This is a genomic window from Bacillus sp. FJAT-27231, assembly GCF_001183975.1.
Taxonomy (GTDB): Bacteria; Bacillota; Bacilli; order Bacillales; family Domibacillaceae; genus Pseudobacillus; species Pseudobacillus wudalianchiensis.
The window spans coordinates 3,203,908-3,216,495 of sequence record NZ_LFZU01000001.1; the positions used below are offsets into that span (position 1 = coordinate 3,203,908).

The 12,588-nt window shown below is 41.8% G+C and carries 9 protein-coding genes, 1 tRNA gene, 1 rRNA gene and 1 pseudogene; 3 read left to right on the forward strand and 9 right to left on the reverse strand.

Going from position 1 to position 12,588, the window contains the following annotated elements; genetic code table 11:
* Nucleotides 1-8: 8 nt before the first annotated feature.
* The 3 genes from AC623_RS15425 to AC623_RS15435 all read right to left on the reverse strand — a co-directional run bounded on the left by AC623_RS15425 (nucleotide 9) and on the right by AC623_RS15435 (nucleotide 3,232).
* Nucleotides 9-1,562, reverse strand: a 16S ribosomal RNA gene (locus AC623_RS15425).
* Nucleotides 1,563-1,896: 334 nt separating this feature from the next.
* Nucleotides 1,897-2,811 carry a DMT family transporter gene (locus AC623_RS15430; protein ID WP_049663922.1) on the reverse strand — a complete coding sequence of 305 codons (915 nt, stop codon included), beginning with the start codon at nucleotides 2,809-2,811 and terminating at the stop codon, nucleotides 1,897-1,899.
* A 348-nt stretch (nucleotides 2,812-3,159) separates the two neighbouring features.
* A tRNA-Ala gene (locus AC623_RS15435) sits at nucleotides 3,160-3,232 on the reverse strand.
* A gap of 96 nt (nucleotides 3,233-3,328) precedes the next feature.
* Between AC623_RS15435 and AC623_RS15440 the strand changes: the two genes are divergently transcribed.
* The gene (locus tag AC623_RS15440) at nucleotides 3,329-4,321 is read left to right on the forward strand and encodes a potassium channel family protein (RefSeq protein WP_049663924.1); all 993 of its coding nucleotides are present in this window, start codon (nucleotides 3,329-3,331) and stop codon (nucleotides 4,319-4,321) included.
* On the opposite strand, the gene AC623_RS15445 is transcribed toward AC623_RS15440, so the two are convergent.
* Together AC623_RS15445 and AC623_RS15450 are read right to left on the reverse strand one after the other, a co-directional pair.
* On the reverse strand, nucleotides 4,311-4,715 hold the full coding sequence (locus AC623_RS15445) for a YugN-like family protein (protein ID WP_049663928.1): 405 nt from the start codon (nucleotides 4,713-4,715) through the stop codon (nucleotides 4,311-4,313). The genes AC623_RS15440 and AC623_RS15445 overlap by 11 nt on opposite strands.
* Nucleotides 4,716-4,799: 84 nt before the next feature.
* Nucleotides 4,800-5,963: an iron-containing alcohol dehydrogenase gene (locus tag AC623_RS15450; protein ID WP_049663930.1), complete on the reverse strand. Its 1,164-nt coding sequence runs from the start codon at nucleotides 5,961-5,963 to the stop codon at nucleotides 4,800-4,802.
* A 133-nt stretch (nucleotides 5,964-6,096) separates the two neighbouring features.
* Here AC623_RS15450 and AC623_RS15455 point away from each other — a divergent pair, with 133 nt between their 5' ends.
* Nucleotides 6,097-6,330 (forward strand): DUF378 domain-containing protein, encoded by a 234-nt coding sequence (locus tag AC623_RS15455; protein WP_049663932.1) that lies wholly within the window; start codon nucleotides 6,097-6,099, stop codon nucleotides 6,328-6,330.
* A 72-nt stretch (nucleotides 6,331-6,402) separates the two neighbouring features.
* Here the strand turns inward: AC623_RS15455 and AC623_RS15460 are convergent, their stop codons facing one another.
* From AC623_RS15460 to AC623_RS21995, 3 genes and pseudogenes are all read right to left on the reverse strand, one after another.
* Complete coding sequence (locus AC623_RS15460) at nucleotides 6,403-7,647, reverse strand: Glu/Leu/Phe/Val family dehydrogenase (protein ID WP_049663933.1); 1,245 nt, start codon at nucleotides 7,645-7,647, stop codon at nucleotides 6,403-6,405.
* Between the two features lie 31 nt (nucleotides 7,648-7,678).
* On the reverse strand, nucleotides 7,679-8,887 hold the full coding sequence (locus AC623_RS15465; protein ID WP_049663937.1) for an ornithine--oxo-acid transaminase: 1,209 nt from the start codon (nucleotides 8,885-8,887) through the stop codon (nucleotides 7,679-7,681).
* Between the two features lie 144 nt (nucleotides 8,888-9,031).
* A pseudogene (locus tag AC623_RS21995) lies at nucleotides 9,032-9,244 on the reverse strand (L-glutamate gamma-semialdehyde dehydrogenase); the annotation flags it as partial.
* Nucleotides 9,245-9,417: 173 nt separating this feature from the next.
* Between AC623_RS21995 and AC623_RS15470 the strand changes: the two are divergent.
* The gene (locus AC623_RS15470) at nucleotides 9,418-10,824 is read left to right on the forward strand and encodes a sigma-54 interaction domain-containing protein (RefSeq protein WP_049663940.1); all 1,407 of its coding nucleotides are present in this window, start codon (nucleotides 9,418-9,420) and stop codon (nucleotides 10,822-10,824) included.
* A 253-nt stretch (nucleotides 10,825-11,077) separates the two neighbouring features.
* On the opposite strand, the gene nhaC is transcribed toward AC623_RS15470, so the two are convergent.
* Nucleotides 11,078-12,529 (reverse strand): Na+/H+ antiporter NhaC, encoded by a 1,452-nt coding sequence (gene nhaC, locus AC623_RS15475; RefSeq protein WP_049663942.1) that lies wholly within the window; start codon nucleotides 12,527-12,529, stop codon nucleotides 11,078-11,080.
* Nucleotides 12,530-12,588 lie beyond the last annotated feature (59 nt).

Genomic DNA, 12,588 nt, shown 5'->3' on the forward strand with positions numbered 1-12,588 from the left:
TTCCTTAGAAAGGAGGTGATCCAGCCGCACCTTCCGATACGGCTACCTTGTTACGACTTCACCCCAATCATCTGCCCCACCTTAGGCGGCTGGCTCCCGTAAGGGTTACCCCACCGACTTCGGGTGTTGCAAACTCTCGTGGTGTGACGGGCGGTGTGTACAAGGCCCGGGAACGTATTCACCGCGGCATGCTGATCCGCGATTACTAGCGATTCCGGCTTCATGCAGGCGAGTTGCAGCCTGCAATCCGAACTGAGAATGGTTTTATGGGATTGGCTAAACCTTGCGGTCTTGCAGCCCTTTGTACCATCCATTGTAGCACGTGTGTAGCCCAGGTCATAAGGGGCATGATGATTTGACGTCATCCCCACCTTCCTCCGGTTTGTCACCGGCAGTCACCTTAGAGTGCCCAACTGAATGCTGGCAACTAAGATCAAGGGTTGCGCTCGTTGCGGGACTTAACCCAACATCTCACGACACGAGCTGACGACAACCATGCACCACCTGTCACCGCTGTCCCCGAAGGGAAAGATCTGTCTCCAGACCGGTCAGCGGGATGTCAAGACCTGGTAAGGTTCTTCGCGTTGCTTCGAATTAAACCACATGCTCCACCGCTTGTGCGGGCCCCCGTCAATTCCTTTGAGTTTCAGTCTTGCGACCGTACTCCCCAGGCGGAGTGCTTAATGCGTTAGCTGCAGCACTGAAGGGCGGAAACCCTCCAACACTTAGCACTCATCGTTTACGGCGTGGACTACCAGGGTATCTAATCCTGTTCGCTCCCCACGCTTTCGCGCCTCAGCGTCAGTTACAGACCAGAGAGCCGCCTTCGCCACTGGTGTTCCTCCACATCTCTACGCATTTCACCGCTACACGTGGAATTCCGCTCTCCTCTTCTGCACTCAAGCCTCCCAGTTTCCAATGACCCTCCACGGTTGAGCCGTGGGCTTTCACATCAGACTTAAGAAGCCGCCTGCGCGCGCTTTACGCCCAATAATTCCGGACAACGCTTGCCACCTACGTATTACCGCGGCTGCTGGCACGTAGTTAGCCGTGGCTTTCTGGTTAGGTACCGTCAAGGTACGGACAGTTACTCCCGTACTTGTTCTTCCCTAACAACAGAGCTTTACGATCCGAAAACCTTCTTCACTCACGCGGCGTTGCTCCGTCAGACTTTCGTCCATTGCGGAAGATTCCCTACTGCTGCCTCCCGTAGGAGTCTGGGCCGTGTCTCAGTCCCAGTGTGGCCGATCACCCTCTCAGGTCGGCTACGCATCGTCGCCTTGGTGGGCCATTACCCCACCAACTAGCTAATGCGCCGCGGGTCCATCTGTAAGTGACAGCCGAAGCCGCCTTTCCATCCTTCTCCATGCGGAGAAGAAAGAATATCCGGTATTAGCCCCGGTTTCCCGGAGTTATCCCAGTCTTACAGGCAGGTTACCCACGTGTTACTCACCCGTCCGCCGCTAACTTGAACAGAGCAAGCTCCGTCAAGTCCGCTCGACTTGCATGTATTAGGCACGCCGCCAGCGTTCGTCCTGAGCCAGGATCAAACTCTCCAAAAAGATTGTTTGCATAGCTCATTTAAAAATAAGAATTAACTTACTGGCATGTATTTTGTTCAGTTTTCAAAGATCAATCAAGAGTGCTTCTCAACATTAGCACACTCGTTTCATCCTGTCAAAAACTTTTTTCGTTTCTGTCTTTCGGACAAGTAATAATATATCACGATAAAATTAATATAGCAAGCACTTTTTAAAAAAATAAAGGTTTTTTATTTTCCCAATAAATCCAGTAAAATCTAGCACGTTTTATTTTATCACTTTCTATTAGCCTTTGAATATCTTTTTCTCTGCTCTCTTCTCTAAATTAAAATAGAGAGCTTCCTTAGCTCCCTATTTATTCGTGAATCTCCCTATTCCGCCTATAGATTATATTTTTTATCTTCTTAGGATCAGCTACAAATAATAAAAGTCCGGCGAGTACGATAGCTCCTCCTATTATTTGTGCGGTCATTAATTTTTCCCGCAGCAGCCACCAGGCAAGAATACTAGCACCGATTGGTTCTAATAATATAGCCATTGACACAGCTGAGGTACTAATATACTTGATCGACCAGTTAAATAAAGTATGTCCCAGCAGATTGGATAGGACGGCTAGCAAAAAGAAGTATAACCATTCCTTTGCTGGATATGGATAGAAAGCTTCCTTTTTGAATAGAACATAAAAAAATAAAACAATCGTGCAATTAAAATAAACGATAAACGTATAGGTGATTAATGACATGCGTTTACGGATTATTTGACCGAATAGCAAATAGCCAGTAATCAACGCACAAGCAATAAGAGCCAGCACATCTCCGTAGAGGGCTTGTCCGCTAACCCGTAGATCCCCCCACCCAATAATAAAGCTTCCAGCAATGGCAACCCCTCCGCCAATTAAAGCTCCCAATGTAAAACGTTCTTTGAAAATAAAGTACGTACCAACAAACGCAAAAAGCGGCTGTAAAGTGACAAGCACGGTAGAGCTCGCTACAGAAGTGTAATTCAGAGACTCAAACCAAAGAATGAAATGAAATGCTAAAAAAACACCTGCAATAAAGGAGAAGAACCAATCCTTCTTTGAAATCTCCTTTAGTTCTCCCACGTATTTAACAAGAAACAAAGGAAGCATAAGTAAAACAGTAAACAGCAGGCGGTAAAATGCAATCACTCCTGCATCAGCTGTAGACAACTTAACAAATATAGCTGAAGTAGAAACGAAGAAAACACCGATAATTAAAACCACATAAGGATTAAACTTCGGACTGTCCATAGACGTCCTCCTTTGAAAGATCTGGATGTATGATGTAAACAAAAGCCGTTTATCATTTTAAAGCTTTCTATACCAAATTTCCAGCCAATGAATCAAAACAGGGAGAATGACATATTTTACAGCGCCTAAGGCATAGTTTTTACGAGACAGGGAATAATAAAAAAAAGACTTTTCGTCATGACAAAAAAGAGAGGAGAATAGAATGACAACAAAGTGGACACGGACGACCGGAGGAATAATTTTATCAGCTGTCATTATTACCATTATGTTTCTTGCAGGATAGGCCATTAAGTGTAATAACAGATAAAGAGCCTGCAGACAAGATTGTCTGCAGGCTCTTTATGATAATGGAGCATAGCGGGCTCGAACCGCTGACCTCTACACTGCCAGTGTAGCGCTCTCCCAGCTGAGCTAATGCCCCGTCTCAGTACCCTATTGACTATTATATTAATTTCACTATAAATATCAATACTTTTTTTAAAAGAATATTAAAAATTTGTATAAGGAGGATAGCTTTATGTTTCAGGCGATATACTATAAATTTGTCGAATCTCCTCTTTTACTTCGTATCTTTACAATTGCAGTCTTTTTCATTATTCTCTTTGGAACAGCTGTCCATCTTATAGAACCTAATACATTCCCAACTGTTTTCGAAGGAATTTGGTGGGCTGTTGTTACTGCTTCCACGGTTGGTTTCGGAGATTTTGCTCCCAAAACAACAGCCGGAAGACTTCTTGGGATCGGATTAATTTTTGCAGGGGCTGGTTTTTTATCAGCTTATTTCATTAATCTGGCCGCTGCTGCCGTATCTTTGCAAAACTCTTTACAGGAGGGGAGAGCCATTTATACAAATAAAAATCACTTAGTCATCATTGGATGGAATGAACGTACGAAAGAAATCATCGACCACTTATGTACCCTTCCCTTTTCTCGGCACGTCGTTCTTGTTGATGAATCACTGCGGACAAACCCTTATTCAGAAAAAATTGTTCACTTCATTCAAGGAGCTCCCTACAAAGATGTAACGTTGAGAAAAGCAAATATAAAAGAAGCCGCGACTGCTTTAATTACATCAGACCAAAATAAAAACGAAATGCACGCAGATATGAGCTCTATTTTAACTCTAGTAGCTGTAAAAGGCAGCAATCCTGCTTTGCATTGCATCGTAGAAATCTTAACAAACGATCAGGTAGTGAATGCTAAACGAGCTGGAGCCGACGAAGTGATTCAAACGAATAAACATGCAAGCTCTGTCATGTTAAGCAGCATCCAACAAGAAGGTGCTTCATCGTCTTTAATGCATTTAATTGATCCTAAAAACGGCGGATTCTTAAAGTCTATAACGCCAGAATTAGAGTGGAATAATACCACATTCGGGGAGCTGGCCATTATCCTTTTAAAAAATCGGGTTCTCTTGATTGGCATCCAAAGAGCGGGAAACATAACAATTAATCCCCCGCTCACTTTCAAAATTAGCCTTAGCGACCAATTGCTCGTCATTAAACATTAAGAACCTTTTCTGTTTCTTCGAGTATTCTCTTGCCTGATATTAAATATTTTTCTTTCACGTCAGCATCAGCCTCTTTAGGCTCCGCAAACTGATTAAAAGCACCGCCTATATTCCCTGGAGAGGCTAATTCATCAATTCCTCCTTCAAAGATGTGGGCGAGAACGAATGGGGAACCAAACTTAACGATTACACCTGGTGAGTCTAACTGGCCATTGATCGCAGTAAAAGGGAGCCGCAAAAATTGGTACCCGTCTTCGTTATTCATCTTATAGTCAAAAGAACCATGATCATAATCCCAATTGCCGCCGATTGAATAACCGATCGGCTTTAACTTTTGTTCTAAGTCGTATAAATTAAATCTTTTTCCTTCTAGAGCTGAAGGCAATTCAATCATGTCATCATCTCCTCTCTTTTTTTATAGTATCTCCAATAATAAAAAAATTCCGCGGTTTTCCGCAGAATTTCTAAATTTCATGTATTAGAAAGAATCACGCAAAATAGCTAGTATCCGTTCTCTATCCATCCGATAAAAACGCCCAAATTCTCCTCTCATCATGGAGTGCTGAGCTATCTCTTCCAAGCGGCTGCTATCAATTCCATAATCCGCAAGACGAGTTGGGGCACCCAAAGTCACCCAAAAGTTTTGAAGGGCCTCAATTCCCTCATATCCTACTTCCTTTTCTGTCTTGCCCGCATCATCCACTCCAAATACCCGAACTGCCAATTGCGCAAAACGAGCCGGATGAGAATCAATGGCATGTTTCATCCATACCGGAAACAGAATAGCAAGTCCACCAGCATGAGGAATATCATACAAACCCGATAGTGCGTGCTCAATAATATGTGCCGTCCAATCGCCACGATAGCCTGATTGCAAAGTTCCATTTAGGGCAATGGTGCCTGCATACATGACTTTCGCGCGAGCATCATAGTTATCAGGCTCCGCCAATAATCGCGGCGCGGTCTCAATTAGTGTTTTCAACGTTATTTCACCGAAGCTGTCTTGTAATTCCGTATGCTCACCATTATGAAAATAATTTTCTAGAATATGGCACATGATATCAATAATTCCAAAAACCGTTTGCTCACGTGGCACCGTTACGCTATAAGAGGGGTCACAAATTGAAAATTGAGGAAAGACATATTGGCTGTGCCAATCAATTTTCTGGCTAGTGGCCAAATTTGTAATCACAAGCCCCGCATTCATTTCGGAGCCGGTAGCCGCTAATGTCAAAATCGTACCAAGTGGAAGGGCTTCCTTTATCGCTTTACCTTGCGAAATAACCTCCCAAACATCCCCTTCACATTTTGCTCCAGCTGCGATTGCTTTTGCAGAATCAATGACACTTCCACCTCCAACCGCCAAAATAAAGTCGATATTCTCTTTCTTACAAATCTCTACACCCTTATGTACAGCATCAAGCCGCGGGTTAGGTTCCACACCTGGCAGCTCATAAACGTTAGTATGAATAGCCTGTAGACTTTCCATCACCTCATCGTACAAGCCATTTCTTTTAATACTGCCACCTCCATAAACCAAAAGGATATTTTTTCCGAAACGAGACAATTCTGCCTGCAGCCTGCCTATAGACCCTTTTCCAAAAATCCATTTAACGGGGTTATATTGAATAAATCGATTCATCCTTTCTCCTCCTTTATTCTATTATGATAAATCCACCATCTTTTTTCAAAACAACACACTTTTTGTTCTATGTATGAAAAAACAAAATTCGCACATACTAAACATCGTTATAGTTGAAAGGAGGAAAACGAATATGAATACACTTCAACGTATTGCTCTTACGCTTACCATTATCGGAGCTCTTAACTGGGGATTAATCGGACTGTTTCAATTTGATTTAGTAGCAGCTATGTTTGGGGGCCAGGACTCCGTCATTTCAAGAATTGTTTACATCCTTGTAGGATTAGCAGGTCTAATCAACCTGGGGCTTTTATTCAAAACATGGAATGAAACAGACAATCGCCGTACAGCTACACCTAACACTTAATAACAAAAACAAGGCCGGTGAATATTCACCGGCCTTGAATTATGGAGGCTGTTCTCTCTTGTTTCTATCTAATTAGACCCATCCTCTGAACTTAGAAGCTTCTGCTGTTCTGCGAACGCCAACCATATAAGCAGCGAGACGCATGTTTACTCCACGTGTTTGAGCAGTTTCATAAATATTGTTAAAAGCACTGATTAAAGTTTCATGAAGCTTTTCATGCACTTCTTCTTCTGTCCAGTAGTAACCTTGGTTGTTTTGTACCCACTCAAAGTAAGATACAGTTACTCCGCCTGAACTTGCTAATACATCAGGAACGAGTAGAATGCCTCTTTCTGTTAATATTTTTGTCGCTTCCATTGTTGTTGGACCGTTAGCAGCCTCTACAACGATAGATGCCTTAATATTAGCAGCATTCTTTTCTGTAATTTGGTTAGAGATAGCAGCTGGCACAAGAATATCACAGTCTACTTCTAACAACTCTTGGTTTGAAATTGTATTTTCAAATAATGTAGTGATGGTACCAAAGCTGTCACGGCGATCAATTAAATAATCGATATCCAAACCATTTGGATCATGAAGGGCACCGTAAGCATCAGAAATCCCAATAACTTTCGCACCAGCATCATGCATAAATTTAGCTAAGAAGCTACCGGCATTACCAAAACCTTGGATCACGACACGTGCGCCTTCCATATCGATGCCGCGTTTTTTCGCTGCTTCTTTAATACAAATCGTTACGCCTTCTGCCGTTGCTTTATCGCGTCCGTGTGAACCACCTAATACAAGCGGCTTTCCTGTAATAAAGCCAGGAGAATCAAATTCACGAATATGGCTATATTCATCCATCATCCATGCCATAATTTGTGAGTTTGTATAAACGTCTGGAGCCGGGATGTCTTTTGTAGGGCCAACAATCTGGCTAATAGCTCGAACATAACCACGGCTTAAACGCTCTAATTCACCCATTGACATTTGGCGAGGATCACAAACGACTCCGCCTTTACCACCGCCATATGGTAAGTTAACAATACCTGCTTTAAGCGTCATCCACATTGATAAAGCTTTTACTTCTTCTTCATTCACATCCGGATGAAAGCGAACGCCGCCTTTAGAAGGGCCAGCTGCATCACTGTGTTGTGACCGGTAACCAGTAAATACTTTTGTTGAACCATCATCCATACGCACAGGAATACGCACTGTCAACATACGTAATGGTTCCTTCAAGAGCTCATACATTTCTTCAGAGTAACCCAATTTTGTCAAAGCTTCTTTAATGACATCCTGAGTTGATGTGAATAAATTTAGATTTTCCGACATTTTGAAATTCGCCTCTTTTGTTATTTAATCGTTAGTTTGTTGCAGATAGCACTTTTTGAATACGCTCGATCGCCCAATCCAATTCTTCTTTTGAGATAACGAGTGGAGGAGCGAAACGAATGACCGTGTCATGAGTTTCTTTACAAAGCAATCCTTCTTCTTTTAATGCTTCACAGTACTTACGTGCTGGCTCATTCAGCTCTACACCAATAAATAAACCTCTACCACGTACATCTTGAATCATTGGGTTATCAATTTCTTTCAGTTTGCCCACAAAATATTCTCCTAATTCGAGAGAACGGTCAGCTAGCTTTTCGTCTTCAAGCACTTCAAGAGCCGCTATAGAAACTGCACAAGCCATTGGGTTTCCACCGAAAGTAGAACCATGTGAACCAGGGTTAAATACACCAAGAATGTCCTTATTTGCTGCTACACAAGAAATTGGGAATACGCCGCCTCCTAGTGCTTTACCAAGAATATACATATCCGGCTCCAAGTCTTCCCATTCGCAGGCGAACATCTTACCTGAACGCGCAAGCCCAGCTTGAATTTCATCCGCAATAAACATAACATTATTTTCTTTACAAAGCTCGTAAGCGGCTTTCATATATCCAGCTGGCGGAATGTTGATTCCCGCTTCCCCTTGGATAGGTTCAATGATAAATGCAGCAGTATTTGGAGTAATGGCTGCTTTTAAAGCATCAAGATCGCCATATGGCACAAGTTTAACACCTGGAAGCATTGGACCGAAACCACGTTTATACTCTTCATCTGATGACAACGATACTGCCCCCATTGTACGACCATGGAAGTTACCTTCGCAAGCAATAATTTCAGCTTGGTTGTCAGAAATGCCTTTTACATCGTATCCCCAACGACGAGCCGCTTTTAAAGCCGTTTCTACTGCTTCTGCACCAGTGTTCATTGGCAATACCATATCTTTATTTGTTAATTTGGCAACTTTTTCATACCAAGGTCCAAGCTGATCGTTATGAAATGCACGGGATGTTAAAGTTACCCGATCTGCTTGATCCTTTAGAGCTTGAATGATTTTCGGATGACGATGCCCTTGGTTTACAGCAGAGTAAGCACTAAGCATATCCATATACTTATTACCTTCTGGATCCTTCACCCAAACGCCTTCTGCTTCAGAAACAACAATTGGTAGCGGATGGTAGTTGTGCGCTCCGTATTTTTCTGTTTGCTTGATAATCTCTTGTGATTGGACTGTGTTAGCCATCTTTTTCCCTCCATTTATTTTCAATAGTTTCGCTCTAATAGTCTCCTAAGCGCAGGCTTCTACTAGCAACTTTCCATTAAAGCCATTCGGATTTGTATCTTCCCCACCCATTTCTGCACTTACACGCTTTAACCAGATTTGGCCTTCATTTAATTTAGAGGCGCGGCCGATTGCTTGTTTTACCAGCAAGATTGTAAGAAACAATTTTATCTTCCTTTATAATCTTCTCTCCGGCGATCACAAGCGGGTAATCCTAGCCAAGACAACCTTCTGCAAACTGAAGGGCTTCTTCAAAGACTTTCTTTTTTCTGGTTTTGAAAAGTCAACAAACGGTTCATGCTTATATGGAATCAATATCTTTTCTTCTTTAAGATGGGCGAAAAATCCGCTTTTTATGCGACTGAATACGTTTTATGCGCAAATTATTTTTGCATCAACAAAACCCTTACATTTATTATAATGCAAAATATTATTGCTTTTTTCAAGTGTTTTTTCTTAAAATAGAAATATATTTTAAAGAGGGGGATTCTATGAACGCAAAAAGTTTAGAATCGCTATTAACAATGTACAAAGAAATCCTGGAGAAAATCGAGCTAGGAGTTCATGTCATTGATTCTAACGAAAGAACGGTTATTTACAATCAAAAAATGCGGGAAATTGAAGGAATGGATATTGATGATGTTCTTGATAAAAATTTAATGGACGTTTTTGACTTTGGCGCTGCCCAAGAAAGCACTTTACTGCAAGTGTTAAAGTCAGGGGAAAGCATTCAAAATGTCAAGCAGACCTATTTTAATAACAGAGGACAAGAAATCACAACCATTAACCACACCTTCCCAATTGAAGAGAATGGAACCGTGATCGGCGCTGTAGAAATTGCCAAAGACGTTACGAAGCTAGAAAAAATGATTCAAGAAAATATGTATAAGAAAGACGACATTCGTTATACATTTGATCAAATTCTTGGAGAAAACCCATTATTGAAAGAAGCAATTGAAACTGGAAAACGGGCTGCCCGTACCGCCTCCTCTGTGCTAATTATTGGTGAAATCGGAACTGGAAAAGAACTATTTGCCCATAGTATTCATAATGACAGTCCCCGTGCTGACGAAGTATTTCTTTCACAAAACTGTGCAGCCTTGCCAGATACATTAATGGAAACCTTGCTGTTTGGTGTTGAAGAGGAGGGAACAGAGGGACGTCCAGGCTTATTCGAACAGGCGCATGGCGGTACAATTCTGCTGGATGAAATTGACTCACTTAGCCCGGCCCTGCAAACAAGATTGTTAAAAGTCATTCAAGAGAAGAAAGTACGTCGCGAAGGTGGAAAAACAGACATTTTCGTTGATGTTCGCATTCTTGCTACGATTAGCGAAGATCCCATTGATGCAATCGCAGCCGGAAATTTAAGAAAAGACCTCTACTATCGTTTAAGCGTTGTTTCGATCTTTATTCCTCCATTACGAGAACGCAAAGAAGATATCGATTTGCTCACTTCTGTTTTTATTGAAAAATACAATCACTTATTCGGCATGGAAGTAGCCACTGTTGATGAAGAAGTAAAAAGCTATTTTCAAGAATATGACTGGCCAGGCAATATCCGTGAATTAGAACATGTCGTTGAAGGTGCAATGAATTTAATGGATCATGAAGAGGTCATTTCTTTTGATCATCTGCCGATTCAATTTCGTAATAAATCCGGCAGTGGCGGTTTATCAAGTAATTTAGAGAGAGTAGAAGGCTTTCTTTATCAACCAGACAAAGCCATTCTGCCACTTGACGATTATATCCAAGAAGCCGAAACATACTATATTACAAAAGCACTGCAGCATCATGATTTTAATGTAACAAAAACCGCGAAAGCCCTTGGGATGAGTCGCCAAAACTTACAATACCGTATTCGAAAATATAATATTGGCAAAGCAATCAATTTATAAAACTATTTAACAGAGCACTGAATGATCTCAGCTGCTCTTTTTTACTAGCTAGCGGTTGTTCTTCTACACCTGCTAGGAGTACTTAGGGGTGTTTTTAACTTCCAGTGATTAACTTTTCGGTCTAAGCGCAAAAAAACTATTCATATGCAAAATATTTTTGCACTGAAATCAAACTCTTATAGGCAACTCACAGAGTAAACATAAAACTCACAGAAAAGGAAACTTTCTTCTCTGTGAGTTAGTCATTGTAACATCAAGCAGTTTCTGTTTGTCCTGCTTCCTTTGCTTCTAAAGCCTTCACTTGCTCTTCTGTTAGAAACTCTACCTTCCAGCCAATAAAAGCCATGATAATCGCAATAATCGGAACCGAGTAATTCATAATAGCATATGGAGCATAAGCAAAAGGATGAACAGCCAATGTTGCTAAAATGAAGACACCACACGTATTCCAAGGAACAAGTGCCGATGTAATTGTTCCGCCATCTTCAAGGGCACGCGATAAATTTTTGGAGTGCAGCTTTTTATCCCGATAAGCCTTGGCATACATCCTTCCTGGCAAAAGAATAGAAACATACTGCTCAGAAGCGGTTGCATTCGTGAAAAATGCAGAAGCAACAGTTGCAGCAATCAAACTTCCCGCCGAGCGGGCAAACTTTAAAATTTGTCCTACAATCGCCTTAAGCATCCCTGTCCGCTCCATAATCCCCCCAAATGTCATGGCAATAATAGCGAGTGAAACCGTATACATCATGTCTCCAATTCCACCGCGGTTAAACAAATCGTCTACCATTTGATTACCTGATTCAATAGCAAACCCATCGTGAAGAGTATTGACTGCTTCCGCTAAAGAGCTTCCTTGCACAAAAGCATGGCAGATCCACCCTAAAAGAATCCCTGCTCCAAGCGCAGGTATAGCGGGTACCTTCTTTACAACTAACAGAATAACAGTCAGCGGTACGAGCATGAGCCATGGAGAGATAACAAAATTGTTCTGTAAGGCGATTAATACGTCATTAATTTCTTTAGAATCAATCGCTGCACCGGCAAATTTCTGTCCAAGAAAAAAGTAAACAATAAGGGCTAGTACAATTCCGGGAACCGTCGTATAAAACATATGCTTAATATGATCAAATAATTCAGTTCCTGTAATACCTGCAGCTAAATTAGTTGTGTCTGATAAAGGAGACATTTTATCACCAAAATAAGAGCCCGAAATAATAGCTCCTGCTACCATTGGAGCTGGAATTCCCATGCTAAGTCCAATTCCCATACCAGCAACGCCGATTGTTCCCATCGTTGACCACGAGCTGCCAATAGCTAAGGATACAATGGCACAAATCACACAAATTGATACGAGGAATAAAGAAGGTGTAATAATTTTTAACCCGTAATAAATCATAGTCGCTACAATGCCGCCGCCGATCCAAGCACCGATTGTCATGCCAACTAACATGATAATGAAGATAGCCGGCAAGGCTAAACGCACTCCATTGTAAGCGCCTTCCTCAATAACCTCCCACTTATACCCGAGTCTTGTAGCAATAAATGCTGCGATAGCCGCACCAACCAAAAGCGGCACATGTGGACTCCCCTCAAATTTTATAATGGTAACAGCCATTACGACAACCATCATAATCATTGGAATAATAGCCAAGGAAAATGGCATATTGATTTCTTCTTGCTTTTCTTTGTGTTGTTCTTTCATTCTCTACTCCCCTTTATCGTCATCGTATTTATGCCTAGCATTAGCTAAAAATTTCTACC

Bases quoted from the DNA above. Each gene is read 5' to 3' on its own strand.
- AC623_RS15430 (WP_049663922.1), bottom strand. From the start codon at position 2,811: ATGGACAGTCCGAAGTTTAATCCTTATGTGGTTTTAATTATCGGTGTT.
- AC623_RS15440 (WP_049663924.1), top strand. From the start codon at position 3,329: ATGTTTCAGGCGATATACTATAAATTTGTCGAATCTCCTCTTTTACTT.
- AC623_RS15445 (WP_049663928.1), bottom strand. From the start codon at position 4,715: ATGATTGAATTGCCTTCAGCTCTAGAAGGAAAAAGATTTAATTTATAC.
- AC623_RS15450 (WP_049663930.1), bottom strand. From the start codon at position 5,963: ATGAATCGATTTATTCAATATAACCCCGTTAAATGGATTTTTGGAAAA.
- AC623_RS15455 (WP_049663932.1), top strand. From the start codon at position 6,097: ATGAATACACTTCAACGTATTGCTCTTACGCTTACCATTATCGGAGCT.
- AC623_RS15460 (WP_049663933.1), bottom strand. From the start codon at position 7,647: ATGTCGGAAAATCTAAATTTATTCACATCAACTCAGGATGTCATTAAA.
- AC623_RS15465 (WP_049663937.1), bottom strand. From the start codon at position 8,887: ATGGCTAACACAGTCCAATCACAAGAGATTATCAAGCAAACAGAAAAA.
- AC623_RS15470 (WP_049663940.1), top strand. From the start codon at position 9,418: ATGAACGCAAAAAGTTTAGAATCGCTATTAACAATGTACAAAGAAATC.
- nhaC (WP_049663942.1), bottom strand. From the start codon at position 12,529: ATGAAAGAACAACACAAAGAAAAGCAAGAAGAAATCAATATGCCATTT.